Below are 25,988 nucleotides of genomic sequence, written 5' to 3'. Positions count from 1 at the left end.
GGCTACAACCGGGCATTCATAACGTTAACAAAATCAAGGGATTGAATAATCAAAGCACACAGGCAGTCACGGCTTAGACTGTTTCGATACTTTTCATCGACATCCCACTGAACACCATCCGATGTCGAGATGTCTGTCATACTTTCAACTGAATTAACGTCATTCATATCCATCTGCTAATTGTCGTATTTGTTAACGCAAAAATAAAGCCGGAAACGCACTTTAATGCGCGTCCAGCACAGAAACCGTCAAAGGATTAGGACCAGACAACTTAACTCTTTGGTCAGGATTAAGCGTCAGCTGCTCTCCCACGATATCCGCCTGAATCGGTAATTCATGCTGACCTAAATCGTATAAGATGGCCAAGGTAATACTAGCAGGACGGCCAAAATCAAAAATTTCATTCATCGCGGCACGAATCGTACGGCCAGACATGAGCACGTCGTCGACCAGAATCACATGACGATCTTCAAGAGCGGGAAGCAACGTTTGGTTCACTTTCGGATTTAGCCCTGCGCGAGTGAAATCATCACGATAAAAAGTGATATCCAGCGTCGCTAATGGCTCATCCGTCATCACCGCACTCATCAACTGCTCGGCGACCCAAACGCCACCAGTGTGAATACCGACCACTATGGGGCTTTCTATGTTCTTTTTCGCACAATAGGCCGTTAACTGCGTTTTCATTGACGCTAAAGAACGCTCTAAATCTAACTTCATCGCTGTCTAAACCTTTGTTTGCCTTACCATCAACTGGCTCGAATATATGTATGGTTTGAATGCACTTATGGTTAAAATGCTCTTATGGTTCAAATGTCCTAAGCAATTAGCTCGTTTCAGTGAACCAAGTTTCTACAATCATTTGCGCGGCTAACCCATCCACTGAGTTTTCTTTAAAATTGCGATTTCCACCACGGGCAATCACCTGCCCTTTGGCCTCAAAAGAGGATAACCGTTCGTCCATCATATGGTAAGGACGATTGAAACGTCCATGCAAACGTTTCGCAAATTTACGTGCCCGTTGACACATCTCATTTTCAGCACCATCCATATCCAACGGCAGCCCCACCACAAAAGCATCCGGTTGCCACTCTTCTACCAATTTTGCGATCTCATCCCAATTAGGGATACCCTCTTTGGCTTTTAAAGGCGCGAGAGGACGTGCCGTACCCAACATTCGTTGACCAAACGCCACACCCATTCGTGTCGTACCAAAATCAAAGCCCAATACTGATTGCTCAGTATTGGGCTTATCGTTAACATTTTCAGACGAGGTAACCGTCACTAAGCATGTCCTATATCCGGTGATAATCTTGTCATATCAATTCCCAGCACCTTAGTGGCGGCGGTGAATTGCATATCGCTTGGAGTATGGAATAATACGTCTAAATCCGCCTCGCACACCAGCCAATCGTTATTCGCAATTTCTTTTTCTAGCTGCCCCGCATCCCAACCAGCACAGCCAAGTGTAATACGATAAGCCTCTGGACCTTGGCCACGCGCAATGTCTTCTAGTGCTTCTAGGGAGGCGGATAAAGAGACCTCATCGTTCACTTTGAGTGTATTGCTCCAAGCTTTTTCAGAGGTATGAAGAATAAAGCCCTTTTCGGGTTCCACTGGCCCACCATGATAAATGGGGTCAGAGGCTAACGTCGGGGCGGTAATGGTCATTTTCAAATGCTCTGCAAGCTCGCTGAAATCAATATTAGAAGGGCGATTAATGACAAGACCTATGGCCCCTTCTGGTGTGTGCTCGCAAAGATAAACCACAGTGTGTTCAAAATGTGGATCATCAAGATGTGGCATAGAAATGAGAAAATGATTTTTGAACGAATCGAAAAATGTATTCATATTAACTTGCCCTCTTCTTTGTGAAGACGCAGGGATCTCGCGTCGGATGTGACCTCGTAAAACTCAAGGTGTGTAGAACTTTTTGTTGCCTTACGGTATTCGTATCGGTAAAAAATTGACGCCGATCAGGATATTATAGGTTAAGTATTTGATTTACCCAGTCAAACTACACAATTAATACGTGTTTCACTTCAAAACAAAGGTTTCACACAGTAAACTACATATTGTGACAGGAACTCAACCCATTCCTAGTCATTGTTACACTTTCTTTTCTACACATGAAGTTTGCGACACAGTAAGAGAGCATTGAAATGTCTGTTAGATCCTTGCCAACTCTGTTCACTACCTCTACAACGGCCTCCGTTGGGAGTAGGGCTGCTTGTCAGACGACAAGCTCGAACAGTTGCACTCATTACTTAGGCGAAGCCATTGACTTGAAAATGTTTTTTCATAGCGGTTGGTCTTCTTAGGTCACTCTTGTTTGCTGCATGTTATGGGTCCGCGGTGATGCGGACTGACGATCAAAATATCAAAACAGAGACTTAATAGGACACACACAATGCAACTAAAAGCCGTAGATTACACTAGCCCAACCGCCGCTGAAGACTTTGTCAGATCTCTTCGTGAAACAGGGTTTGGCGTACTGAAAAATCACCCCATCAAAAAAGAACTGGTCAGTGCTATTTATGAAGATTGGCTGACCTTTTTCTCAAGCGAAAGTAAACATGATTATCGCTATAACGTTGGCCCACAGGATGGTTACTTCTCTCCTAAAGTGGCAGAGACGGCCAAAGGTCATACTAAACGAGATATTAAAGAGTACTTCCATTACTACCCTTGGGGTCAGTGTCCTGAAAAGCAAAAGCCATTATTAGCACAGTACTATGGCGAAGCCACCACCTTGGCGGAAGAGTTATTAGCTTGGGTTGAAAAATATTCCCCAGACGACGTAGCGAAGCATTACTCCCAACCCCTTTCCAGCATGGTTGAGGGCAGCCAACAAACGTTACTGCGTATTTTACATTACCCGCCATTGAAAGGGGACGAAGAGCTTGGAGCGATCCGCGCAGGCGCTCACGAAGATATTAACTTATTGACCATTCTACCGTCCGCTAATGAGCCAGGTTTACAAGTCAAAGCCAAAGATGGCTCTTGGATGGATGTACCTTGTGATTTCGGCACCTTGGTGGTGAATATCGGCGATATGTTACAAGAAGCGTCTGGTGGCTACTTCCCTTCCACATCACACCGTGTGATTAACCCTGAAGGTGCCGACAAAACAAAATCGCGCATCTCCTTACCGCTGTTCTTGCACCCAAAACCAGAAGTCGTGTTATCCGATCGTCATACAGCAAAAAGCTATTTGCGCGAACGTCTAATTGAACTGGGCGTTATCCCAGAAGAATAATATCCTCTTCTCGATACCAAGAGCCTATCCAAAAAAGCACCTAGTCTGGTGCTTTTTTATTGGCTTTTCGTCACGCTTTATTATCTTTGAAATAAAAATTCTATTTTATATTGTTTTGGAAAATACGATGATTTATGGTTAGAACCATGTATAGAAGGTTCAGTTCTTGATACCTTGCTGAGCCAAACCACCCAACAATAAAAATGATGATGAAACATCATAACGGGAGTTCAATATGTCGACGTCGCATGCTCTGCCTAAGTCCTCTGGATCATACCTTTTGTCCAAAAAGCAAACTCAAGAGGGCAGCACGCTCACTCAATGTATCACCCCCGAAAGTGCCAATTGGCAATACGTCGGATTTGCAGCACACTCACTCAAAGCTGGCGATACACTTTCTATCAGTACCGAAGACAAAGAAGTTTGCGTGGTACTACTGGCTGGCCATGCCAATGCACAAACCCAAGCACACACTTGGCAGGATATAGGCGATAGACAGTCGGTTTTTGATCAGAAAGCCCCCTTTGCCGTCTACGCACCGCCCCACGATAACATTACTATGGAAGCCCTCACCGACATCGAACTGGCGGTTTGCCAAGCCCCGTCAACAGGCAAATATGCTGCTCGCTTAATCCGCCCAGACGATTGCCAATTTGAAAGCCGTGGAGTGGGTAGCAATCGTCGTCATGTGTGTAATATTCTATTTGGTAATCTAGAAGCAGACAGCTTATTGGTTTGTGAGGTCATCACCCCAAGCGGTAACTGGTCCAGCTATCCACCACATAAACACGATCAGGACGCCGCCCCCGAAGAAACACAATTAGAAGAAACTTACTATCACCGCATTGATCCCCCACAAGGCTTTGTCTTTCAGCGAGTGTATACCGACGATCGCCGTATAGATGAAACCATGACAGTAGAAGATGGTGATGTGGTTATGGTGCCAGAAGGCTACCACCCGGTGGGTGTGCCCCATGGTTATCAATCCTACTATTTAAATGTGATGGCAGGCCCCACACGCAACTGGATTTTCCATAACGATACAGACCACGAATGGATTATTGAGCGTGACAAGAAAATAGCTCAATCATCCACACCGTCTACATAGCCTCGACTTGAGGCTATGTACTTGGTAGCGCTGGCGTTTAAACGAGACTTTCATGAGTCTCGTTAGCGTTTCTCTAATTCATAAGCTAAGCCAATTGATAGAGACTGAGCCAAACAAAGGGAAGATGATAAGGAGCGAAACGAATCGATCTCTGCCTCTTTCACCACAAAACAGACCGAGGCAATAGACGCCAATGGGCTTATATGGTTATCCGTAATCACAATCAAAGGTACGCCTTTCGCCGCAGCCGACTTAGCAACCAACTGAGTTTCTTCCGCATAAGGATGAAAGCTGACGGCGATTAATACATCTTCTTCCCCGACACTGCCCGCTTGTTCCTTGTACATTCCCCCCACTCCATCGATCAAATAGGCTTTACGATCAATGTGGCGTAACGCATAAGCAAAGTAACTGGCCACCACAAAGGCTCTGCGTACCCCCACAATGTGGGCCGCTTTCGCCTCAGCCAGTATATCAATGGCGCGGCTTAAATCTTCCGCACTGGTGACCTCACTCAAATGCTCCAATGCCAGAGCGTTAGCCTGGGAAAAACGCGCCAATAACTGGTGAGGGGATTGTTCTGCAGCCTGCTCACTATGGGCATGACGCGCCATTCTAATGCGTTCTTGATAATTCGGTATTTCCGACATCAAACTTTGCTGAAACAGCTTTTGCATTTCACTGAAGCCGCTGAAGCCAAAGGCATTGGCAAAACGCACCCAAGTGGAAGGGTGAACCCCCGCATCTTTCGATAACACTGCGACAGTACCAAAGGCAACTTCACTTGGAGATTCTAAGACAAACTCCGCTACCTGACGCAGCCGTTTACTTAACTCAGCATGCTGCTGTTTAATCATTTCATTCAAATCCGCTAAGGACTCGGGTATTTTTTCATTCATAAAGCACTCGTGACTCATGACAGAGGGAAACAACAACCCACTGAATCATCAATAAGGTTAGGGTGTGGACAAAGGAATGGAAATAATCGTTTATAAATGTCTGTTCCTAAATTGGAATAAAAATTCTAACTCAAGTCCCGTTAAACAGTCCAGCCGCCCGATCTAGCAAACGATCTATCATAGTGAAGCGACCCTCATCTCTCATTAGAAATGGAAAAAAGGACCAGCGGCTCTACGGGAATAAGGAGAGTCACTGGATCTTCAGAAAGGTTATGTCGATTTTTTACGTTTATTCTGGCGCTGCTGATCAACCACCACTGCCAGCACAATGATGGCGCCCTTAATTATGTCTTGATAATAAGCATCGACTCGCAAAAAGGTAAATCCTGACATCATCACGCCTAAAATCAAGGTTCCAATCACCGTCCCAGCAATGCGTCCACGTCCGCCCGCCAAAGAGACCCCGCCAATGACCGATGCGGCAATCGCATCCAGCTCATACCCTAAGCCCATGCCCGCTTGTGCCGTTTGGATACGGGAAATGGTCACCATGGCAGCTAAGCCCGTCAACAAGCCAGCAATCATATACAGCACGATTAAGTGACGATCAATATTAATCCCAGAGACTCTTGCCGCTTGTGGGTTCGCGCCAATCGCATAGGTAAACTTACCAAAGCGGGTGTAACGCATGACAATATGGAAAACAATAGCCATCGCAATAAAGATCACCACTGGCATCCAGCGCCCCAAACCATTGCCAATCATAATAAAATCTGGAGTAAAACCAGACACTGGACTACCGTCAGTATACCAACGGGCCACACCACGAGCCGAGACCATCATGCCCAAGGTCGCGATAAAAGGAGGAATCTTGGTTTTGGCAATCAACAAACCATTGATTAACCCCGCCGCACCAGCCACCGCCAACCCCACCAACAGAGGCACAAAGAAAGGCAGGTCAGTTAATGAAGGAGAAATTACTCTTGGCCACTGACTCGACTGGGCAAAGGTGGCCGCAATCATCCCCGACATGGCAATCAGCGACCCAGAGGATAAGTCAATCCCACCGGTGATAATGACCATGGTCACACCAATGGCAATGATGCCGATAACAGAGACTTGTAAGACAATGATTTGTAATCGACTGATATTCATCAAAAAGCTTTGCCCGACGAAGAGCCACCCCAGCACTTCAAACATGATAGCAATACCAATCAAAATGAATAATATGTTTACTTCTTGGGGGATACGCTTTTTAGCAGGTGCTTTCTTTGGCTCATTAGCCCCCTGCATGGTGTTATTTAACATAGTCATATCAACCTCTTATTTTTATAGTCGGCGTTTTAGTTGCTATTGAATGCTTTATTGGGCGGCTAAATTCATGATGGAGACCTGATTGGCTTCATCATGATTCAAGATACCTTTTACACTACCCTCGTGCATGACCAGCACTCGGTCACTCATTCCCAATACTTCGGGCAACTCAGACGAAATCATAATGACGGCAACCCCCTTGTGAGCAAGCTGGGTCACAAAGGAATGAATTTCGGCTTTCGCCCCCACATCAATGCCTCGTGTTGGCTCATCTAAAATTAATATATGGGGATGCGTCAGCAACCAACGGCCTATCAAGACTTTTTGCTGATTACCACCCGATAGGTTTTCAATCGTTTCTTCCATGCTGGGTGTTTTCACACGTAATTTACGGCACATCTCTTCTGACTCTTTGTCGAGCTTGGCTTGATCAACAAAACCTCCTTTGTTGGTAAAACCTTCATGAAGCACCGCTGATTGAATGTTTTCTTGAATGTCTAAAGCGAGAAAGCAGCCCGTTTCTTTGCGATCTTCCGTTAGAAAGGCCATGCCATTCTTAATCGCATCATTGGGGTTCTTAATGTGAACCTCTGTACCATCGATATAAATTTCACCCGAGTCCGCTGGCGTCACGCCAAATAAAGCTTCCGCCACATTGGAACGCCCCGCCCCAACCAAACCGGCAAAACCTAATATTTCCCCTGCGCGCACGTCAAAGGAAACATCATGAAATACCCCTTCCAAGGTCAGGTTTTTAACCGACAATACCACCTCACCTAACGCCACCTCTTCCTTAGGAAACATCTGTGAAACTTCCCGCCCAACCATCATACGAATGATGTCATCACGGGTCACATCCGACGACGCATGGGTACCAATGTATTTGCCATCACGAAACACCGAAAATTCATCCGCAATTTCAAATAATTCATTCATTTTATGGGTGATATAGACAATACCGATGCCTTGATCGCGCAAGCTGCGGATGATCTCAAACAGATGGGCCACTTCGGTTTCGGTGATGGTGGAGGTCGGTTCATCCATGATCAACACATCTGAGTTAAGGGACACCGCCTTGGCGATCTCAACCATTTGACGGTTCGCTACGGATAAAGTACCAACTTCAGCATCGGGGTCTAATTTGATGTTGAGGCGTTTAAATAAGCTGGCTGTCATGTCATGCATTTTGCGATGATCAATGAACCCAAACTGATTGGTCGGCTCTCGACGAATCCAGATATTTTCAGCCACCGTCATGTAATTCATCAGCAATAATTCTTGATGAATCATGGCGATACCCGATTGCTGTGCTTTTAGAGGCGTTTCCAGTGTTACTGGCTGACCACGTAATAGCACTTCACCGCTATCCGGTTGATAGATGCCAGCAATCACTTTCATCAGAGTGGATTTTCCCGCGCCATTTTCACCCATTAGGGCATGCACCGTCCCGGGGCGGATTTGCAGTTGTACATTGTCTAACGCCAAGACCCCAGGAAAGGCCTTTCGTACATTCCTTACCTCAAGTACATACTCAACGTTATTATCCTGGGGAATTGCGCCATTAACAGGTTCGCGTTCCACGACAGATGCGCTTGTCATAACGCAATCCCTCCTTATTATTGTTATTACATGGATTTAGTTAAATAAGACAACGACCTAGTGCATGTATTTATGCATGTTCTGCGGGGTCACCAACTCAAATGGCACCCACACTTTTTGATCCACTTTCTCTCCCTTGATCAACTTAAGCGCAGTATCAACCGCTCCTCGGCCCTGTCCACTAGCACTTTGAAACACCGTCACATCAAGCTCACCTGCTTTCATCGCAGCCAAACCATCCGCGGTGGCATCAATACCAGCCACCACAACGCTATTCATCGGGCGACCAGCGGCTTTTAGAGCCTGAATGGCACCGATGGCCATTTCATCGTTATTGGACACCACTGCATCGAACTTAAAGCCCGCAGCAATCCAATTGGTCATCAGGTTATTGCCCTGAGTTCGCGACCAGTTAGCGGTTTGTTGCTGAACAATAGAAATGCCAGAGCAGGCAGGCGTGGCAATAACATCATGAATGTCTTTGGTACGCTGAAGTGCGGCTTGATTGGTTAACTCTCCCATCATGACAACGATTTTGCCCTTGCCATGGAGATCCTTACACACTTGTTCCATTTCTAAGGTGCCAGAAACTTTTTCATTAGAGCCAACAAAAGCTTCATTTTTAGGTAGGAGATCGACGTTGATCGGCTGACGGTTAACATACACCACAGGGATACCTGCAGCTTTCGCATCGTCACTCATTGAGACGGTAGCATCAGTATCCACGGGGTTAATAATCATGGCATCGACACCGGAGGCAATAAAGTTCTGAACCTGATTGAGCTGATTGCCTATACCATTTTTCGCATCTTCAATTTGTACTTCAACGTGATTATCTTTCGCCGCCGCTTCAATACCATTACGCAGCGTAGTTAAGAAGTTATCGTCAAAGGCCGCCATTGAGACACCAATTTTATAGTCAGCAGCAAACACACTGGTCGTTAAAAGCGATGTCGTGACCGCGACGAAGAGTAATTTTTTCATTGTGCAGTTTCCTCAAGAGTGAGCAATCTTGCTCTATTGTTTTTATTGTTCCCGGTAAAGCACACCTAAAAGTGAAACAGACAAGACCCTGAGTCCCGTGTGCTGTCACACTTAAAAGCAAATATAAATTCTATTATTGACTAAATATAGAATATACGTTCCAATTTGAACGCGACAAGGAATTTTGTCAAGTCTAAATAATCATCAATTGCATGATATTTTTTTGACAACCGACAAGATGGCGAAAAAACTAAGAGCAAGATGTAAAGCAGCAGCACAGCGACAAACACGAACAAATAAGCCATTACATAAACCCTATGGAAAACAACAATAAAAGAGGTAACACCAGAATGAGTATTAAAATCGGCGTAATTGGAACAGGGGCAATTGGAGCAGATCATGCTCGTCGAATCACATACACATTAACAGGAGCAGAGGTAATCGCCCTCACGGATGTGAATCTTGCTCAGGCCGAAAAAGTAAAAAGCGACCTAAATTTGAACGCCACTATTTATACTGACGGGCACGAACTGATCGCAAAAAGTGGTGTGGATGCCGTGCTCGTTACCTCATGGGGGGCAACTCATGAAGAATATGTGTTGGCAGCGATTAAAGCGGGTAAATACGTATTTTGTGAAAAGCCACTGGCCACAACCGCACAAGGTTGTCAGAACATCGTTGATGCCGAAATGTCAGCAGGAAAACGTCTCGTCCAAGTGGGCTTTATGCGTCCCTATGATGCTGGCTATAAAATGCTTAAGGCTGTGATCGATAAAGGAGACATTGGTACTCCGCTGATGATTCACGCGGCTCACCGTAATCAATCCGTTGGCAAAAACTATGTCACCGCCATGGCCATTCACGACACGCTCATTCACGAATTAGACGTCTTTCGCTGGCTACTAGACGACGAATATGTCAGTACCCAAGTAATCTTTCCCCGCAAAACGCCCCATGCCCATGAGCAACTCGCGGACCCACAAATTGTGCTACTGGAAACCCAAAAAGGCGTTCGCATTGATGTAGAAGTCTTTGTTAACTGCCAATATGGCTACGATATTCAGTGTGCGGTTGTCGGTGAAGAAGGCATTGCCAACTTACCAGAACCACAATCCATCACCCTGCGCAAAAACGCCCAACTAGGAAACGAATTACTGGTCGATTGGAAAGAACGTTTTATCGATTCCTATGATGTGGAACTGCAAGACTTTATTAACGGCGTGCTCGCAGAACAGCTGACTGGCCCATCCTCCTGGAACGGTTTAGCGGCAGCCGTGTCGGCAGACGCTTGTGTCAAAGCACAACAAAGCGGCCAGATTGAGGCGATTGAGCTGCCGGAACGACCAGCCTTCTATCGCTAACTTAGAGCACATTGATTTGAGTAGTGTGTGTCAAAGACAAGACCATCGGCACGATGCTTGTCTTTGAAATAAACATTCCAAAAATCATCCAATCCACGCGCTTACGGATAAAACGCATAAAATAATTCTAAAAGATTGCATTAATGGAATATTTATTCTATTTTGATTGCAGTGCGATATACGATAATAACAATAACCCATGACGCCCTTGTGCTTCACGCCATCGTCATTTTTAGGTTAATACGGGAGAGAACACTATGCTCGTTGAAAAAAACCTTGATCTAATCTGTCTTGGACGAGCGGCTGTCGATATGTATTCCGAGCAGATAGGCAGCCGTTTAGAAGACGTCTCAAGCTTTGCAAAATACCTTGGCGGTTCCTCTGGCAACATGGCTTTTGGCACCGCTCGCCTTGGCTTAAAAAGTGCCATGCTGACACGCGTTGGCAACGAACATATGGGACGCTTTGTCAGAGAGGAGCTGGCTCGTGCCGGCGTCGAAACCAGCCATGTCATTACGGATCCACAACGTCTTACCGCGTTAGTGGTGTTGGGCATTAAAGATCAAGACACCTTTCCGCTGATTTTTTACCGTAACGATTGTGCCGATATGGCTGTGAGCAAAGACGACTTTGATGCTGACTTTATTGGCTCAGCCAAAGCCTTAGTGATCACAGGGACGCATTTTTCTACCGAACACACGTATGAGACCAGCAAACAAGCCATCACTTATGCGAAACAAAGAGGCACCAAATGCGTGCTAGACATTGACTATCGCCCTGTTCTTTGGGGATTAACCAGCCCTGGCGATGGTGAAACACGCTTTATTTCTAATGAAAAAGTCTCTGCACACCTACAAAGTATTTTGCCTGATTTTAATCTTATCGTCGGCACAGAAGAAGAAATCCACATTGCAGGAGGCAGCACAGACACCATCCGAGCATTGAAAACAATCCGAGAATTAAGCCACGCAACCATCGTCCTCAAACTCGGAGCGCAAGGCTGTACGGTGCTCGAAGGCGAGATTCCTAATAGCGAGCAAGATTTTGTCTTGCACACTGGGGTACGCGTTGATGTGCTGAATGTGTTGGGGGCTGGCGATGCCTTTATGAGCGGTTTTTTGCGAGGTTGGATTCATGGGGAGTCCGCTGAAAAATGTTGCACTTATGCCAATGCCTGTGGCGCTTTAGTCGTGTCCCGCCATGGTTGTGCGCCAGCGATTCCAAGTGCCGAAGAATTGGACTACTACATCGCCCATGCAGAACAAATAAAACGCCCCGATCTTGATCGCAAACTCAACCACTTACACAGAGTCACCACGGAGCGACTGCCCTATCACTGGCAAGACCTGTGTATTCTCGCTTTTGATCACCGCAAGCAACTGTTTGATCTGGCGCGAGCAGAAAATGCAGACCCAGACCGTATCAAAACCTTAAAACGTTTATTAGTCAAAGCCTTGGCAGTTGGCTCAACACAATTGGGTGGAAGTCAGTACGGAGTGTTAATCGATGACACATACGGTCAATATGCTCTAAATGAAGTGACGGGAAAAGGCATATGGATTGGTCGTCCAGTGGAATTACCCAGCTCCCGCCCCATTGAACTCGAAGGCGGACGCAGCATTGGTTCTAGACTGAAAAACTGGCCTAAAGAGCACATTGTGAAATGCTTGGTGTTTTATCATAACCAAGATGACATTTCATTGCGCAGCGCACAAGAGCGTCAAGTGATTGAGCTTTATAAAGCCTGCTGTGCGTCTGGCCATGAATTTTTATTGGAGATCATTCCACCGCTCGATAAAGACTATGATGAGAGCATTTTTACCGACTCGATGAAGCGTTTTTATCATCTGAATGTGCGTCCAGATTGGTGGAAACTTCCGCCTCAATCAACAGCCAACTGGCAGGCAATTACTGAGGTCATCCACCAGCACGACGCCCATTGTCGTGGCGTGGTCATGCTGGGATTGGATGCCCCAATGGAGGAATTAAAAGAAGGCTTTGCCAATAGTGCAGGATTTGATATTTGCAAAGGCTTTGCGGTGGGTCGCTCTATCTTCAGCGGCCCAAGTCGAGAATGGCTCGCCAATCGCTATAACGATCAGCAGTTTATCGACGCCATTGTCGCCAATTATTTGGAATTGGTTTCCTACTGGAAAGCACGTCATATCGACGCACCTTCCCACAAAATGCAGGCTTAATGGAAGAGGAATCAGCAATAATGAACAGCATTCGATTAACCATGGCACAAGCCGTCGTGCGTTACCTGATGGCGCAAAAAATCGCAACGGAATCCGGCATACAGCCCATGTTCGCGGGTGTATGGGGGATTTTCGGACACGGTAATGTCGCGGGGCTCGGGGAAGCGCTTTATCAAGTGAAAGAACAATTGCCGACTTATCGCGCCCACAACGAACAAGCCATGACACACGCGGCAATTGCCTTTGCCAAAACCAAGAACCGCCAACAAATGATGGCCTGTACGGCCTCGGCTGGACCAGGCTCGTTGAATATGGTCACCGCTGCAGCGGTTGCTCATGTGAATCGTATTCCGGTACTTTTGTTACCGGGCGATACCTTTGCTACTCGACTGCCAGATCCTGTATTGCAGCAAGTCGAAAACTTCCACGACATGACTCTCACGTCGAACGACTGCTTTCGTCCGGTGAGTCGATTTTTCGATCGCATCACGCGCCCTGAGCAATTGCTCGCCTCACTGCCTCAGGCAATGCGAGTTTTGCTGGATCCCATTGAATGTGGCCCTGTCACCCTTGCCATGCCCCAAGATGTACAAACTATGGCCTTTGATTACCCTGCGGACTTCTTTCAAGAAAAAGTTCACCGTTTGCGTCGCCAAGGGCCCGACGAACAGGAGTTGGAAGATGCCATTACGCTGATTCGCCACGCGAAAAAGCCCGTTGTCATCGCCGGAGGCGGCTTACATTATTCCGGCGCCTTAGCGTCGTTCGAACAATTTGTTAGCCAACATCGATTGCCTGTTGGCGAAACACAAGCCGGCAAAGGTGCCTTACCTTGGGACCATCAACAGAATATGGGCTCGGTGGGTGTGACCGGGGCCGCCGCCGCGAATCAGTTGTTCAGTGAAGCGGATTTAGTCATCGCAGTGGGGACACGCCTTGGCGATTTCACCACAGGTTCGCGCGCCTTGATTCACCCTGAAGCAAAAATTCTTAGCATAAATGTCGCCTCCTTTGATGCGATCAAACACAAAAGCCAAGCCTTGGTGGGTGACGCCAAACTCACACTGGACCGATTAAACCAAGCACTAGAAGACTGGCGAGTAGACACAACTTGGTGCGACAAAGCGGAAGCAGAACGCATCAACTGGCATCAGATTGTTGATCAAGCCACGGCCGATAAAGGGTTGGATTTACCCACGGACGCGCAAGTCATTGGTGCCGTTAATCGTGCCGCAAACGATAACGACATGGTACTGTGCGCCGCAGGTGGCCTACCAGGTGAATTACACAAACTGTGGCGCACTCGCCACCCTCGCGGCTATCACATGGAATATGGCTACTCTTGCATGGGCTATGAATTAGCAGGCGGTATCGGTGCCAAAATGGCCACCCCAGACGCGAACGTTTTCGTCATGGTGGGTGATGGCTCTTACCTTATGCTGAACTCGGAAATCGCGACGTCTGTCATGCTCGGACAAAAAATCATTGCTGTGGTACTCGATAACCGTGGTTTTGGCTGCATCAACCGCTTGCAACAATCAGGTGGTGGAGCAGGCTTCAACAACCTACTGGACGATTGCTTAACGGTGCCAGAAGGCGCACCAAAAACCGATTTTGCCGCCCATGCCAAAGCGCTGGGAGCCAATGCCGAAAAAGTCGCCAATATTGCCGAGCTAGAACAAGCGCTTGTCCGCGCGAAAGCCTCTCCGATCAGCTACATCATTACTTTAGACACCGATCCTCTAGCAACCACGGAAGAAGGGGGCCATTGGTGGGATGTAGCATTAGCGGAAGTGTCTGAACGGGAGCAAGTTCGTACTGCCCGCGAAGAGTATGAAAAACAAAAACAAAAACAATTTAACAACTTGTGATTCCAGCTTTCACATTGATTGGAGAAAAATAATAATGACAGTCAGAATCGGCATCAACCCACTTACTTGGACTAACGACGATATGCCTTCACTTGGCGCAGATACGCCTCTAGAAACCTGCCTAAGCGAAGGTAAACAAGCAGGCTTTAGTGGCTTTGAGTTGGGACAAAAGTTTCCTCGTACTCCCGAAGTACTTGGACCTATTTTAAATGCTTACAAGTTGGATTTGGTCTCAGGCTGGTTTAGCGGCGAGCTGCTTACCCGCAGTGTGGAAGAAGAAATTGTCGCCATTCAACCCCACTTACACCTGCTTAAAACCCTTGGCGCCAAGGTCATGGTGTATTGCGAAGTCACAGACTGTATTCATGGCAAACAAGACACTCCACTGTCTCATCGCCCGTGTATCAGCGAAGTACAAATCGCCGAAATGGGCCACAAGCTCACTCAAGTGGCAAATTATTGCTTATCCGAAGGAGTACAAATCGCCTATCACCATCACATGGGTACCGTGATTGAGACGCAAGAAGAAATCGATCTATTGATGAAGCACACTGGGCCTTCTGTGGGGTTATTGATCGACACCGGACACCTGACTTTTGCCGGAGGCAATCCTCTAGAAGTACAAGCCAAACATGCCGATCGCGTGGTGCATGTACATTGCAAAGACCTGCGAAAAGATATTTTAAAAGACGCCAAAAACCGTGATTTAAGCTTTCTTGATGCCATGCTAAACGGTGTATTCACCGTGCCTGGAGATGGTTTTATCGACTATGCAAGTTTGTTTAGACAGCTCAAAGCCAGCCACTATTCAGGCTGGTTGGTGGTCGAAGCAGAACAAGACCCTGCCGTCGCGCACCCTCTTACCTACGCCACAATGGGGGCGAACAACCTAAAAGCCCTTTGTGCTGAAACAGGTCTCGACTTAATCGCCTAAATCCACGCTTAAGAGCGCTCGCGAAAGTCGCATCATTTTGCACTCATAGATCTAGCAACGGTTTGCCCACCATCTGGTGGGATTTTTTATTGTGAGAGCATCGCTCGCAGCGTCGCGCCAAGGCCCTTAATCATTAAAGCAAGGCTTTAAGGGACAAGCTCACCCCCGACATCAGCAATAAAATCAGCGCAATGCGTTTAATAATGTGTGGTGAAATGGTAGGCGGATAGCGTTTTGACAATAGCGACGTTATAAAGACACAGGGGAAGCCAACGATGCTCAACCAAATCATCGGCGCGGTAATCTGTCCACTAACGCCCATAATGCCAATACGTAACAGACAGGAGACAAAGAAGACACTCAACAAGGTGGCACGAATCACACTGATCGACACAGGCTGGCGGTACATCAAATAAGAAATTGGTGGCCCCGAGGTGGCAAACAACCCACCAAGCACACCGGAAATACCACCAAACACAAAGTATACCCAAGGGCGTGAAGGTTCAGCGCCGACTTTAGGTTTGATCAAACTCATCAAACACGCCACCACAATGGTTAGGCCCAGCAGAAGTTGCAACCAATGCAGCGCACCGTTACCTAGATAGCTCAGTAGATACACGCCAAGCGCAATGGCTGGAGTACAAGCAATAAAATAGACAATTAAGTTTTTCCCATTCACCTGTCGCCAGACACCGCCATAAAGCCCTGTCGCCGCATTCACCAAGCTTAATGAGCTCACCGAGAAAGCCACCACATCAATTGGCGCAAGAGAGAATAATCCGGCAACACACATGACAATCAAGCCATAGGCAAAGCCAGTGAGACTTTGCACATAGCTGGCAACAATAAAAACAATCAACAATAGATAGGAAATGTCATGCACAAGAATGCATCCTTATCAGCCACTCTCGGTTAGGAAAAAAGGGAATATCTTATACAGAGGAGCCTATTAGGGGGCTTTGTGCAACATCATAAGCCAAACCGTTATTTAAATAGCCATTAAAACTCGACTATCTCAACCCAGTTCGCTCCTTGTCCACTTGGCACTTCGCTCACCTTCACGGGCATGCCAGTTTGATCATTTAACTGGTATATACCAAGGTGATCCGCCGCTTCACCAGACACCACCATGTACTGGCCATCTTCGGTCAACGCAAAACCACGGGGTTGCTTCTCAACTTCAATATGCCCTTGGTATTGCACACGGCCCGTTTTCGGCTCCACCCGCAAACAACAAATAATACTGCAAGTTCGTTCGGACACATATAAAAATTGTCCATTAGAGGTAACATGAATATCGGCCGCCCAGACTGGCGGATGATCGTTTTGTACGCTTTTAGACGGTGGAACACCATTCACCAAACCTAGCTTATCGGAAGGCACGGCTTGTACAGCGCTTTTATAAGACAGTAATCCTGTCGATTCATCATATTGATAGGTAATCACCACACCTGATAACTCACCTAAGCAATACACATACTGACCGTTAGGGGAAAAGACAAAATGACGTGGTCCATCCCCTTTTTCTGAGGCGACCATAGTCACAACGTTTTTAGACAGCTTTCCTGTCACTTCGTCGAAGCGATACTGCCCAATATGGTCATCCCCCAAGCTAGTGGCAAAAACAAAATCATTATCGGGGGACGGATGGATAGCGTGAGCATTGCGCCCCGTTGCTAGCACTTGTATGACATCACCAACATGACCCAACTTATTGACCGCACTCACACTGACTTTATGACCACCATACGAGGCCGCGAATAGAAAACGCCCGGTTAAATCTAGGTCGATATTCGCCATACTGTCTGGTAAAGGTGCAACGGCCTCTTCCGTTAACGTCCCCGACTCAGGATCAATGCGATACGAGACAACGCGATAGGGCTCTGAGCGAATGGCTGCATATAAATACGTTTTATCAGGACTAACAGTCAACGGCATCACATTCGGCCCTGCTGGCGTCTCCCCCAATGGCACCATCGTCAACGAGGTTTTATCTAAAGAATAACGCGACACCGTACCGTCTTTTGCATTCGAAACATACACATAGGCTGTTTTATTGATTGCATTGGTCATTTCACAGATTCCTTTTTACTGGGCGAAGTACATCGACCAGTGACTACAAACGATCTTGTATAATGTCATACCTAAATAGATTAAATCACACTTATTGTGCAAATTAACAGCAATATTCCCACTTTGTTGTCTGCCATGCTTTTTATTACGCCCTCAAGCCCAATAAATCTATGCAATACACTTAACCATTTACTCTGTTAACAGCGAGCAGATCATGAAAGACTCACTCAATATTCAATTTATCTCCGATATCATGTGCCCTTGGTGCGTAGTCGGTTTGGGGAATTTAAACAACGCCTTGGCGCAACTGGAGGACACCGTTGATGCCGAGATAACGTTCCAGCCTTTTGAGCTAAACCCTGATATGCCAGCCGAAGGACAAGCTTTTCAAGAACATATCACGGAGAAATATGGCATTACCAAAGAGCAATCAGATCAAAACCGTTTGCAAATAAAAGCACGAGGAGAAGAAGTCGACTTTGATTTTAATTTTAATGATGAAAGTCGCATGAGAAACTCCTTTGACGCTCACCGCCTATTACATTGGGCGGAGCACGAAGGCAAACAAGCTGAGCTAAAAATGGCCCTGTTTAAAGCGCACTTTACCAACAATCTGGATGTGAGTGATTATGATGTGCTTGCCAAACTTGCCGCTGCAGTCGGCCTAAATTCCGCTACGGCAAAAGGCATTTTAGAGAACGATCAATACGCAGACGACGTTCGTCAAAAAGAAGCCTTTTGGCAACAACATGGCATTACCTCTGTGCCGACCGTTATCATTAATAATAAATACGCCATTACTGGTGGCCAACCCGCCGAGAACTTTAAACAGGCCATTGAAGACATTCTTGAAAAAGAGAAAACGCAGCAGTAACAAAGCCGCTTAATCGTCTTCACCCACCATGCTTCCTAATGATATCAACAGCAAGCGTGGTGGAGTGTCGGTAACGGCCATTCATTGATGGATGAAGCTTGATAAGGTTAACCTGTTTTATCTGAAGAGCCGGTGTAATGCAGTTCGATTGATCCCTTTCTCTTGGCGATTAACCACTCACCCTTTATTTTTTTAAGCTCATCGACAAAGCGACCAATAAAGATATCGCCATTCGCCTGTACCATACTTTCGATGTCGTCGACTTTTTTATCCGAAGACTTTTTACCTGAAGACTTTTTATCCGAAGAGAAGAGCACCACTCGCGATGTCACAATAACCGAGTGATCATTGATAATATTGGCTTCCATATTGGTCAGTGCATGGCAGGTTTCTTTCGCAGGGCGTGCATTAAAAGAAGCGAGAATCGCATCGCGCCCTGCGATTTTTACGGTGGGGGCACTTGGTCGATATAATTCACCCTCTTCGGTATAGCAGTTTGCTAACTCTTGCCAACGCCCTTGATCGAGCAAATTAATCGAGCGAGTAACCAGCTTCTGGCATTGCCATTCAATTAATAAGTTGTCCATTGATTGATTATTCATAAGGGTTCTACGCTCTCTTCAGCCATGTTTGCAGCGCCAGAGCAATCTCATCAGGAGCTTCCGCTGGGGCCATGTGCCCAGCCTCCTCGATCACAACCAGCTCACTACCTACTATTTTTTCTTGCATTGCTTGGTGTTGAGACACAGGACTCCAGTTATCTTGCGTACCGGAAAGTAACAAGGTGGGCACCGAGATCTGCGCAAGCATCTCTTCCGCATTAGGACGATGGATCAGCGCATGGATTTGTTTCTCAAAGTGCTCAACGGAATAAGACTCCACCATCTTCGTCAAGTCCGCCATTAAATGCTCATTGCTTAATCCTTTAGGAGACATCATGGGAACAAGCCACTGTGTTGGTAAGGCTGACATACCTTGCTGTTTCGCCACATCAATCAACCGCATACGTCCAGGTATTTCTTTGTCCGACTTCGGATGAACACCTGTGTTTAACAGCGCCAGATAAGTCACTCTCTGTGGCGCTAGGCGGTAGATTTCCAAGGCCACTCGCCCTCCCATAGAGTGGCCTGCCAAAGCAAACTCACCCTTGATGGTAGACAATACATGCCTAGCCATCTCTGTCAGATCATCAAAGCCGGCGAAGCTCATAATATGCACGTCGGCCTCTGGTTCTAAGTAGGACGCGACCTTTTGCCAAACCCGTCGATCACACAATAAACCAGATAAACAAACCAATGTTGGCTTTGTGGGGGATAACGTCATAATGCTTTCTCCTCCTCACTCTCTTGGCTGGCATTTTCATAGATCAAATGACCTAATGCTGTATTGGAAACTGGCACATGATAATGTCGATGAATCTCTTGCACCTCATGATTCAGTGCGCCACGCATGATCAACCACATCACCATTTCACTCCCTTCAGTGCCCGATTCGCGGATGTATTCGACTTGAGAAATTTTCGCCAGCTTCTCATAGTCGCTCTTTAGATCGTCCATAAAAGCAAGATCCCACTCACGATTAATCAAACCTGCTCGCTCTCCCACCAATTGGTGACTCATACCACCTGTGCCCCACACCTGAACCGTCAGATCGTCGGGGAATTGCTCTACTGCGGCACGAATGGCCTTGCCTAACGCTAAACAGCGCTCACCCGTTGGGGCGGGATAAACCACCGTGTTAACCGCTAAAGGGATCACTTGACAGGGCCACTCCTCTACCTCACCAAACACCATCGACAAGGGGACCGTCAGACCATGGTCGACGGTCATCTCATTGACAATCGTTAAATCAAATCCTTGCAATATGACGGACTCGGCAACATGCCACGCCAGCTCGGGCGCCCCGTTTACAATGGGCACTGGGCGCGCACCATAGCCCTCATCCGCCGGGCGATAACTTTCTCCGCAGCCAATAGCAAATGTTGGGATGAGTTTCATATCAAATGTCGTCGCATGGTCGTTATAAACCAAAATGACCACATCGGGTTTCTGTTCACGAATCCACTTTTTAGTGAACTCATACCCCTTAAAAATGGGGGCCCATTTTTCGAGGTGACTTTCCCCTTTGTCCATCAGATACCCTAATAACGGGATATGGGATGTCCCTAATCCAGAGGTTATTTTTGCCATAACGACTCCTCAGACGGTTTATTCTCGCCCTGATCAGTAAAACGATTCCCCTCTGGTGAGCGCCCACCACGACGCATCATGTCGATATATTCATCAACAGATAAGTCGGTCATGGTGGAAACCGCTGCCGCCACACTCAAACCATCCGTCGAACTGATTTTGACAAGGTAATAAATGTTGCCACCCAAAACGATAAGCTGGCTAAAATTCCGTTCAAGTACTGCGGTTTTTTGCGCTTCCGTCATGGGCCATTGGTCAAGATATGCTCGCTCATTTTGCTTAAACGCAACACGATTAGACTCTTGCATTAACGACATACAAAATTGATTCAGATGGAAGCCTATTCTGGCCATATCACCGTCAAAGACAGTCGTACCGGGGATATTATCGTAGGGCTTTTGTTGATTATTCATTCACATCCTGCCTTCTCTCAATGAGAGATATTACTGAACCCGTGGCGCAATCCCTATAACCCCCTCCCAGCCTCCCCCTTAGTAAGGGGGAGGTGTTTTTTACTAAGTCATGCCCAGTCCCCCCTTATTTAAAGGGAGTTTTTTTACTGAGGTATGCCCAGTTCCCCCTTATTTAAAGGGAGTTTTTTTACTGAGGTATGCCCAGTTCCCTCCCCTTATTTAAGGGGAGGGTTAGGGAGGGGTTTTCGTTTTGTCATGCAAATGCACCACAAGTTGACTAAGTAAAACTTTCTTTTTTCACGATAAACAGAAAGTAGCAGTTCGTCATATGCATAATTAATAATACAGCTTAAAATTTGGTTATATCATGATACCGTTGTAACCACAGGACATGACAAGGCGCTTTTTCGACAAGGTATTTTTTGACAGGACCATAAGATGGACATTGCCCATACACACTTTCCTTTGACGCTCAAACAGTGTCGTGTCATTTCAGAAATCATGAAAAAGGGCACGGAAAAAGACGCCAGTGTGGCGTTAAATCTTAGCCAACCCAGTGTGTCTCGTGCGCTCTCCCAGGCAGAACAAACCTTGCAGGTAACGGTCTTTACGCGAGGCTGGAGTGGCGTGGAACCGACGTCAGCAGGAGAAGTCGTGATCTCAACCTGTAATAATATGTTACAAGCAATTTCAGAGACAGAACGCCAACTACAAAACCATGTAAGCTGTCCACTTAAGTTAACGCACTATGTGGAGTGGCGGCATCTGATGATCATTGAAGCGGTCGTAAAAGTAGGCAGTGCTTCTGTGGCGGCGCAAACACTTGGCATCACACAACCCGCCGTCAGTAAGACCCTAAAGGAAATCGAAAACATGGTACAGCAGCCAGTTTTCTCAAGAGCCCGCCGTGGTTTGATGACACAAGCGGCCGCCAAGCAACTTGCTTCGCTCTATCTGAGAATATCACCGGTCGCTCAGTCTCTTCTTCATCGACTGCAATCGCTGCCCCATGCATTAACGGGGAGATTGTCCGTCGGCATGCTGTCCTTTTCCTGCCAAGATATTGTGCCCATTGCCTTTGCCTCAATCTTGAAACAACACGCAGGTATCCGCCTACAAGCCATGCAAGGCCCCTATCACATGTTGGCCAATGCTTTACGACAAGGCGAAATAGATTGCTTTCTAGGGCTCATGAGAAAAGGTCCGATTCATCCAGAGCTCGTCGAACTGCCTTTATTAAACGCCCAATACGCCTTAATCGCTCGTTCCGACCACCCTATACACAAGAAGGCTAAAACACTCAATGATCTGACCAATGAACGCTGGATTGTGGCACGCCACGGTACCCCTATTCGAGACTATTTCGACAGTTTATTCCGTAATATCAATAATATGCCCCCCATTCAGGCATTAGAGATGCTGACCTTTGCCTCTTCAGAAGAACTCGTCATTCACAGTGACGCCATTGCCCTACTGTTTTATGACGACTGGAACATAAAACAGCTTAATCCCCGACTCAAGCAACTCGCCATAGCGCTCCCCAAACCTGAGTGCACCATTGGCATAACATTACACCGCGAACGACAATCCGACATTATCAAAGCTTTTATTGAAGAGCTGAAATTAACAATTCTAAATAAACTGAGACCTTTGCACGATGTCACGAGCGACGCCAAGACGCGGCAAAAACACAATGCTTAGCTATTCACATAACCTAAGGATTCTACAATAAGCCAGAGAGCCATGAGGATCATAAATAGACCACCGATCATATGCATCCATTTAATCGCTTCGGTAGAGTCTCTTAGCAAACTCCTAGCTTTAGCCGCCGCTAGCACCCAAAGTGCATCGACCACCAACCCAGTCAAAATAGGAACCATGGACAAGATCAGCAAAAAAGAAACAGAAGGGGCCAATAGATCAACAGGCACAAAACTGGGAACAATGGTCCCGAAGATAATGTACGCTTTGGGATTCGTTGCTCCTACCACCACGCCACTCTTAAAGGCATGCGCCTGGCGTGCCGTCAAATTGGCTGTATTCTCAGACGGTTGCTTATTATTGAAGGATAAATACTGGACACCAATCAGTATTAAAACGCTAGCGCCCACCATTGGCAGCAACATCTTAAACAGCCCTGATGAAGCTAAAAGATAGCCAAGACCAATAGACATCAGGATCGCAACAGAAAAAGTCCCTATGGCGTTACCGACCACTGACAATAAAGCCGCTCTTTTCCCAACGGCCATAGCTTGGCCCAACAAAAACAGAATACTTGGGCCAGGAACAGCAATCAGTACCAAACAGGTGATAAATAAACTGGCGAAAGGTGCGACAGACGTCATTTAACGTTCCGCTGCAAATCATTCATCATAGTGCTTACGTCCCCTTATTCTGCTATATTTTTCCTGAATTTAAGAGACATTTGCATTTCTAAACACATAAAACAAGGTTTTCTTAGCAAGAATAGCCACACCCTGTTTTATTATTTAAAGCCGTTGCTGCATTACCCATTGCTCAGTTTTAATTTTTGTCTGATTCGACTCAACGCTATTGGCGTAATGCCTATATAAGAGGCGATATACTGCAAAGGTACTTGCTCTTTCAGCTCAGGGTAGTCGGCACAAAAGTCCAGATAGCGACGCTCAGCGGAGTGCTTCACAAACGCACTTTCGCGCTCTTCTTTGGCAATAAAAATCTGCTCTAAAAACGCCATATAAGATGCTAGAAAGCCTTTATCTTGTGACATTTGTTGGAAAAACTCTGCCCACGGATAAGAAATCACCATGGTATCGCTGAGCGCTTGAATACCAAAGAGTACTGGCATACCTGTCACCATGGCACGTGTCGAACCGATGACCCTCGGCCCTTTTACAAAGGTTTGAGTAAACTCTTTGCCAGCGTCAGATACCCCAACATAACGCACCAAACCAGAATGCAAAAAATACAACCGATTCGCTAGCTCACCTTGATGAAAAAGATAGTCCCCCTTTCGCACCGGATGCAGCGTCATGGATAAGGACAAATACTGCCAATCAATATCATGACCCAAACCAAGAAAGTAAGCGCGAAAACTTGCTTCTAGTACTGCTTGATCCATAACTGTTCTCCAAACATGATGACTCGGCTTACACCTGTTTTGCTGTGATAACGCCAACGCCTCTGTTGTCACGAATCAATACCAAGGCCAACAAAACAATAAACACACCCGTTACAAAGCCAAAATCGAATAAATCTGACCATCTTGCTTGAGAAAACGCGGTATAAACCGCCACCCAAATCGGCACCGTATAAGAGAACGCCAACAATCGACTTGCGCCAACTGTTGTCACCAAGCGCTGCTGTAGCACAAAGGTCAGTAAGGTAGTAAAAATAGTAAGGTACAAAATAGTGGACCAAAAACCAAACGATAGCCACTGCACTTGCTCAATATTTCCCCATATCAAGGCAATGGGCAATAACCACACACTGCCAAATAACATAATCATAAAGGCGCCAGGCAGTGCTCCCAAGGTGCGTCCCCATTTTTGTACCGAAACCACATGAAAGGCCAATAACAAACACGCACCAAGGAAAAGACTGTCGCCTTTATTCCAGCCAAACGCCCCCGATGAATGAGTGGCAAGCAGCACAATCATCGCCCCCATTGACCCTAAGACAAAGCCCAGTACTCGCCACCAAGAAGGCAGTTCTCTTAGCCAGACAAAAGCAATCAATACGCCCATTAATGGAATCAGGGTATAAAGCACAGAGGTATGCAAAGGCGTGGTCAACTCCAACGAGGTAAACAACCCAACAAAGAAGCCAACCAGCGCACCACTGATCATCAGGTAATGGAGTAAACGTCTTTTTGACTGAAACAAAGCACGGAACTGATCAAGGATATTGAGTCCTGACCGATGCCAACTGACCATCAAAGCTGGCAGCATCATCAGTAAAGATAAGAGAAAGCGAACAGCAGAGGTCGCTAACGGACTGGCATACTGCACCATATGACCAGACACAATAAACGACGATGCCATCAGCCATGCCCACAGCAAAAGCAGTAACAAGGCTTTCATCCTTAGCTCCTTGTCTGGCTATCATCCAACTCAGACTGAACAAAGCGCTCAAACAGATGTTCCGCGACAACCAGCTCAAGTTTGATCTGAAAATGTTCTGCTAAAATGCTTTGCAATACACGCGGTGAATCCACCTTACGACTCTGTTCGCCCGATTCGGTCTTAATATTGAACGTCGAGTTGAGTAGCGAACGGGTTTTATCCAGCGCTTTATTCGTGACCATTAAGTTATTCACAAACACTGCGTTAGGGTGTCGATGGGAATAAAAATGCCCTACCGTGCAATCCGCTTCAGAATAGTGAGCAAAATCAAAACGATACAATGTGAAATAGTCACCGTCTTTGACGATTTGTAAATCCCATTCACTCCCTTCAAGAGGAAGCATTCGGTAATGCTCAAAGCCAGACTGCTGTTCTTGTTGAGTGCTTAAACTCAGTGGCGACAGAGGGCCATTGCCACCAAAACCAGTGTCGATCAAATACATCTCATTGTTTAGCGTTAACAAGGTGACCCGATGGGTTCTTCCCGCCGCCCTTTCTAGATTATTATTAAGGACACGGGCTAACTTCAGTTGCACGTCATAACCTAACGCTTTTAATAGCTCAAACGTCAGTTTGTTATGCTCAAAGCAATAACCGCCCAAACCGCGAGTGACAATTTTTTTGCTGACGTCGTCCAAATCCAGAGAAATATCGCCCCCTAATACAACCGCCAAGTTATTAAAACTAAACTCCGCCACATGTCGACGCTGTAGCTCGCAAACAAAATCCAGACTGAGCGAGTCTGGCACCGTCAGATCAAGACGGACTAGATATTGATTTAACGCTAAAGGAAGTGACATCCCCTTTCT

The 25,988-nt window shown here is 46.5% G+C and carries 26 protein-coding genes; 8 read left to right on the top strand and 18 right to left on the bottom strand.

From position 1 onward, the window contains the following. Positions 1-2: 2 nt before the first annotated feature. The 4 genes from AC0VYI_RS02385 to AC0VYI_RS02370 form a co-directional block, all read right to left on the bottom strand. The gene (locus AC0VYI_RS02385) at positions 3-167 is read right to left on the bottom strand and encodes a hypothetical protein (protein ID WP_199476666.1); all 165 of its coding nucleotides are present in this window, start codon (positions 165-167) and stop codon (positions 3-5) included. A 55-nt stretch (positions 168-222) separates the two neighbouring features. Beyond that, a complete protein-coding gene (pyrR, locus tag AC0VYI_RS02380; protein WP_199476667.1) occupies positions 223-720 on the bottom strand; it encodes a bifunctional pyr operon transcriptional regulator/uracil phosphoribosyltransferase PyrR in 498 nt (165 codons plus the stop codon). A 106-nt stretch (positions 721-826) separates the two neighbouring features. Then, positions 827-1,285, bottom strand: coding sequence for a Holliday junction resolvase RuvX (gene ruvX, locus AC0VYI_RS02375; RefSeq protein ID WP_199476668.1), 459 nt, complete (start codon positions 1,283-1,285; stop codon positions 827-829). Then, positions 1,285-1,851, bottom strand: coding sequence for a YqgE/AlgH family protein (locus tag AC0VYI_RS02370; RefSeq protein ID WP_199476669.1), 567 nt, complete (start codon positions 1,849-1,851; stop codon positions 1,285-1,287). The genes ruvX and AC0VYI_RS02370 overlap by 1 nt, the downstream gene beginning before the upstream one ends. Before the next feature lie 559 nt (positions 1,852-2,410). Between AC0VYI_RS02370 and AC0VYI_RS02365 the strand changes: the two genes are divergently transcribed. Then, entirely contained in the window at positions 2,411-3,259 is an 849-nt protein-coding gene (locus AC0VYI_RS02365) for a 2OG-Fe(II) oxygenase family protein (RefSeq protein ID WP_475447096.1), read from the top strand. A gap of 235 nt (positions 3,260-3,494) precedes the next feature. After that, positions 3,495-4,367 carry a 5-deoxy-glucuronate isomerase gene (gene iolB / locus AC0VYI_RS02360; protein WP_475447094.1) on the top strand — a complete coding sequence of 291 codons (873 nt, stop codon included), beginning with the start codon at positions 3,495-3,497 and terminating at the stop codon, positions 4,365-4,367. 62 nt (positions 4,368-4,429) lie between these two features. Here the strand turns inward: iolB and AC0VYI_RS02355 are convergent, their stop codons facing one another. From AC0VYI_RS02355 to AC0VYI_RS02340, 4 genes are all read right to left on the bottom strand, one after another. After that, on the bottom strand, positions 4,430-5,266 hold the full coding sequence (locus AC0VYI_RS02355) for a MurR/RpiR family transcriptional regulator (RefSeq protein WP_475447092.1): 837 nt from the start codon (positions 5,264-5,266) through the stop codon (positions 4,430-4,432). A gap of 270 nt (positions 5,267-5,536) precedes the next feature. Then, a complete protein-coding gene (locus AC0VYI_RS02350) occupies positions 5,537-6,580 on the bottom strand; it encodes an ABC transporter permease (protein WP_475447090.1) in 1,044 nt (347 codons plus the stop codon). A 48-nt stretch (positions 6,581-6,628) separates the two neighbouring features. Further along, on the bottom strand, positions 6,629-8,179 hold the full coding sequence (locus AC0VYI_RS02345) for a sugar ABC transporter ATP-binding protein (protein ID WP_475447088.1): 1,551 nt from the start codon (positions 8,177-8,179) through the stop codon (positions 6,629-6,631). Between the two features lie 57 nt (positions 8,180-8,236). After that, positions 8,237-9,163 (bottom strand): sugar ABC transporter substrate-binding protein, encoded by a 927-nt coding sequence (locus AC0VYI_RS02340; protein ID WP_475447086.1) that lies wholly within the window; start codon positions 9,161-9,163, stop codon positions 8,237-8,239. Between the two features lie 350 nt (positions 9,164-9,513). Here AC0VYI_RS02340 and iolG point away from each other — a divergent pair, with 350 nt between their 5' ends. The 4 genes from iolG (at position 9,514) to iolE (ending at position 15,527) form a co-directional block, all read left to right on the top strand. After that, positions 9,514-10,524, top strand: a complete 1,011-nt coding sequence (iolG, locus tag AC0VYI_RS02335) for a bifunctional inositol 2-dehydrogenase/D-chiro-inositol 1-dehydrogenase (protein ID WP_475447084.1) — start codon at positions 9,514-9,516, stop codon at positions 10,522-10,524. Between the two features lie 257 nt (positions 10,525-10,781). After that, positions 10,782-12,722, top strand: coding sequence for a bifunctional 5-dehydro-2-deoxygluconokinase/5-dehydro-2-deoxyphosphogluconate aldolase (locus tag AC0VYI_RS02330; protein ID WP_475447082.1), 1,941 nt, complete (start codon positions 10,782-10,784; stop codon positions 12,720-12,722). A gap of 20 nt (positions 12,723-12,742) precedes the next feature. Next, complete coding sequence (gene iolD / locus AC0VYI_RS02325; RefSeq protein WP_475447081.1) at positions 12,743-14,593, top strand: 3D-(3,5/4)-trihydroxycyclohexane-1,2-dione acylhydrolase (decyclizing); 1,851 nt, start codon at positions 12,743-12,745, stop codon at positions 14,591-14,593. Between the two features lie 34 nt (positions 14,594-14,627). Further along, the gene (iolE, locus tag AC0VYI_RS02320) at positions 14,628-15,527 is read left to right on the top strand and encodes a myo-inosose-2 dehydratase (protein ID WP_475447079.1); all 900 of its coding nucleotides are present in this window, start codon (positions 14,628-14,630) and stop codon (positions 15,525-15,527) included. 133 nt (positions 15,528-15,660) lie between these two features. Here iolE and AC0VYI_RS02315 read toward each other — a convergent pair whose 3' ends face one another. Together AC0VYI_RS02315 and AC0VYI_RS02310 are read right to left on the bottom strand one after the other, a co-directional pair. Next, entirely contained in the window at positions 15,661-16,410 is a 750-nt protein-coding gene (locus AC0VYI_RS02315) for a sulfite exporter TauE/SafE family protein (protein ID WP_475447078.1), read from the bottom strand. A gap of 116 nt (positions 16,411-16,526) precedes the next feature. Then, entirely contained in the window at positions 16,527-17,600 is a 1,074-nt protein-coding gene (locus AC0VYI_RS02310; protein WP_475447076.1) for a lactonase family protein, read from the bottom strand. A 214-nt stretch (positions 17,601-17,814) separates the two neighbouring features. On the opposite strand from AC0VYI_RS02310, the gene AC0VYI_RS02305 reads away from it, so the two are divergent. Next, complete coding sequence (locus tag AC0VYI_RS02305) at positions 17,815-18,474, top strand: DsbA family oxidoreductase (RefSeq protein ID WP_475447074.1); 660 nt, start codon at positions 17,815-17,817, stop codon at positions 18,472-18,474. 107 nt (positions 18,475-18,581) lie between these two features. Here AC0VYI_RS02305 and AC0VYI_RS02300 read toward each other — a convergent pair whose 3' ends face one another. Genes AC0VYI_RS02300 through ligA form a run of 4 tightly spaced genes read right to left on the bottom strand, consistent with a single transcriptional unit; the run spans position 18,582 to position 21,076 of the window. After that, positions 18,582-19,076 (bottom strand): nuclear transport factor 2 family protein, encoded by a 495-nt coding sequence (locus AC0VYI_RS02300; RefSeq protein ID WP_475447073.1) that lies wholly within the window; start codon positions 19,074-19,076, stop codon positions 18,582-18,584. A gap of 7 nt (positions 19,077-19,083) precedes the next feature. Further along, positions 19,084-19,797 (bottom strand): alpha/beta fold hydrolase, encoded by a 714-nt coding sequence (locus tag AC0VYI_RS02295; protein WP_475447071.1) that lies wholly within the window; start codon positions 19,795-19,797, stop codon positions 19,084-19,086. Further along, complete coding sequence (locus AC0VYI_RS02290; RefSeq protein ID WP_475447069.1) at positions 19,794-20,663, bottom strand: class III extradiol dioxygenase subunit beta; 870 nt, start codon at positions 20,661-20,663, stop codon at positions 19,794-19,796. Before AC0VYI_RS02290 ends, AC0VYI_RS02295 begins: the two co-directional genes overlap by 4 nt. Then, complete coding sequence (gene ligA / locus AC0VYI_RS02285; RefSeq protein ID WP_475430704.1) at positions 20,651-21,076, bottom strand: protocatechuate 4,5-dioxygenase subunit alpha; 426 nt, start codon at positions 21,074-21,076, stop codon at positions 20,651-20,653. The genes AC0VYI_RS02290 and ligA overlap by 13 nt, the downstream gene beginning before the upstream one ends. A 438-nt stretch (positions 21,077-21,514) precedes the next feature. Here ligA and AC0VYI_RS02280 point away from each other — a divergent pair, with 438 nt between their 5' ends. Beyond that, the gene (locus tag AC0VYI_RS02280; RefSeq protein WP_475447067.1) at positions 21,515-22,777 is read left to right on the top strand and encodes a LysR family transcriptional regulator; all 1,263 of its coding nucleotides are present in this window, start codon (positions 21,515-21,517) and stop codon (positions 22,775-22,777) included. Here AC0VYI_RS02280 and AC0VYI_RS02275 read toward each other — a convergent pair. The 4 genes from AC0VYI_RS02275 to AC0VYI_RS02260 form a co-directional block, all read right to left on the bottom strand. Beyond that, on the bottom strand, positions 22,774-23,421 hold the full coding sequence (locus AC0VYI_RS02275; RefSeq protein ID WP_475447065.1) for a LysE family translocator: 648 nt from the start codon (positions 23,419-23,421) through the stop codon (positions 22,774-22,776). The two genes, AC0VYI_RS02280 and AC0VYI_RS02275, sit on opposite strands and share 4 nt — an antisense overlap. A 161-nt stretch (positions 23,422-23,582) precedes the next feature. After that, positions 23,583-24,176, bottom strand: coding sequence for a Crp/Fnr family transcriptional regulator (locus AC0VYI_RS02270; protein ID WP_475430701.1), 594 nt, complete (start codon positions 24,174-24,176; stop codon positions 23,583-23,585). 28 nt (positions 24,177-24,204) lie between these two features. Then, on the bottom strand, positions 24,205-25,137 hold the full coding sequence (locus AC0VYI_RS02265) for a DMT family transporter (RefSeq protein ID WP_475447064.1): 933 nt from the start codon (positions 25,135-25,137) through the stop codon (positions 24,205-24,207). A gap of 2 nt (positions 25,138-25,139) precedes the next feature. Continuing rightward, positions 25,140-25,979 carry an arylamine N-acetyltransferase family protein gene (locus AC0VYI_RS02260; RefSeq protein WP_475447063.1) on the bottom strand — a complete coding sequence of 280 codons (840 nt, stop codon included), beginning with the start codon at positions 25,977-25,979 and terminating at the stop codon, positions 25,140-25,142. Positions 25,980-25,988 lie beyond the last annotated feature (9 nt).

This window comes from Marinomonas sp. 63XJN7_9_ISO-PGPR-S23-217, assembly GCF_056173515.1.
Note: the sequence above shows the minus strand (reverse complement) of the source record. Positions and strands in the feature narration are given on the sequence as shown.

Coding starts and splice junctions, on each gene's coding strand:
- AC0VYI_RS02280 (WP_475447067.1), top strand. CDS start 21,515: ATGGACATTGCCCATACACACTTTCCTTTGACGCTCAAACAGTGTCGT.
- AC0VYI_RS02300 (WP_475447073.1), bottom strand. CDS start 19,076: ATGAATAATCAATCAATGGACAACTTATTAATTGAATGGCAATGCCAG.
- AC0VYI_RS02330 (WP_475447082.1), top strand. CDS start 10,782: ATGCTCGTTGAAAAAAACCTTGATCTAATCTGTCTTGGACGAGCGGCT.
- AC0VYI_RS02365 (WP_475447096.1), top strand. CDS start 2,411: ATGCAACTAAAAGCCGTAGATTACACTAGCCCAACCGCCGCTGAAGAC.
- ligA (WP_475430704.1), bottom strand. CDS start 21,076: ATGAATAATCAACAAAAGCCCTACGATAATATCCCCGGTACGACTGTC.
- iolB (WP_475447094.1), top strand. CDS start 3,495: ATGTCGACGTCGCATGCTCTGCCTAAGTCCTCTGGATCATACCTTTTG.
- iolD (WP_475447081.1), top strand. CDS start 12,743: ATGAACAGCATTCGATTAACCATGGCACAAGCCGTCGTGCGTTACCTG.
- AC0VYI_RS02275 (WP_475447065.1), bottom strand. CDS start 23,421: ATGACGTCTGTCGCACCTTTCGCCAGTTTATTTATCACCTGTTTGGTA.
- AC0VYI_RS02260 (WP_475447063.1), bottom strand. CDS start 25,979: ATGTCACTTCCTTTAGCGTTAAATCAATATCTAGTCCGTCTTGATCTG.
- AC0VYI_RS02310 (WP_475447076.1), bottom strand. CDS start 17,600: ATGACCAATGCAATCAATAAAACAGCCTATGTGTATGTTTCGAATGCA.
- pyrR (WP_199476667.1), bottom strand. CDS start 720: ATGAAGTTAGATTTAGAGCGTTCTTTAGCGTCAATGAAAACGCAGTTA.
- AC0VYI_RS02305 (WP_475447074.1), top strand. CDS start 17,815: ATGAAAGACTCACTCAATATTCAATTTATCTCCGATATCATGTGCCCT.
- AC0VYI_RS02340 (WP_475447086.1), bottom strand. CDS start 9,163: ATGAAAAAATTACTCTTCGTCGCGGTCACGACATCGCTTTTAACGACC.
- iolE (WP_475447079.1), top strand. CDS start 14,628: ATGACAGTCAGAATCGGCATCAACCCACTTACTTGGACTAACGACGAT.
- AC0VYI_RS02350 (WP_475447090.1), bottom strand. CDS start 6,580: ATGACTATGTTAAATAACACCATGCAGGGGGCTAATGAGCCAAAGAAA.
- AC0VYI_RS02295 (WP_475447071.1), bottom strand. CDS start 19,797: ATGACGTTATCCCCCACAAAGCCAACATTGGTTTGTTTATCTGGTTTA.
- AC0VYI_RS02345 (WP_475447088.1), bottom strand. CDS start 8,179: ATGACAAGCGCATCTGTCGTGGAACGCGAACCTGTTAATGGCGCAATT.
- AC0VYI_RS02290 (WP_475447069.1), bottom strand. CDS start 20,663: ATGGCAAAAATAACCTCTGGATTAGGGACATCCCATATCCCGTTATTA.
- AC0VYI_RS02355 (WP_475447092.1), bottom strand. CDS start 5,266: ATGAATGAAAAAATACCCGAGTCCTTAGCGGATTTGAATGAAATGATT.
- AC0VYI_RS02265 (WP_475447064.1), bottom strand. CDS start 25,137: ATGAAAGCCTTGTTACTGCTTTTGCTGTGGGCATGGCTGATGGCATCG.
- AC0VYI_RS02385 (WP_199476666.1), bottom strand. CDS start 167: ATGAATGACGTTAATTCAGTTGAAAGTATGACAGACATCTCGACATCG.
- AC0VYI_RS02370 (WP_199476669.1), bottom strand. CDS start 1,851: ATGAATACATTTTTCGATTCGTTCAAAAATCATTTTCTCATTTCTATG.
- AC0VYI_RS02270 (WP_475430701.1), bottom strand. CDS start 24,176: ATGGATCAAGCAGTACTAGAAGCAAGTTTTCGCGCTTACTTTCTTGGT.
- iolG (WP_475447084.1), top strand. CDS start 9,514: ATGAGTATTAAAATCGGCGTAATTGGAACAGGGGCAATTGGAGCAGAT.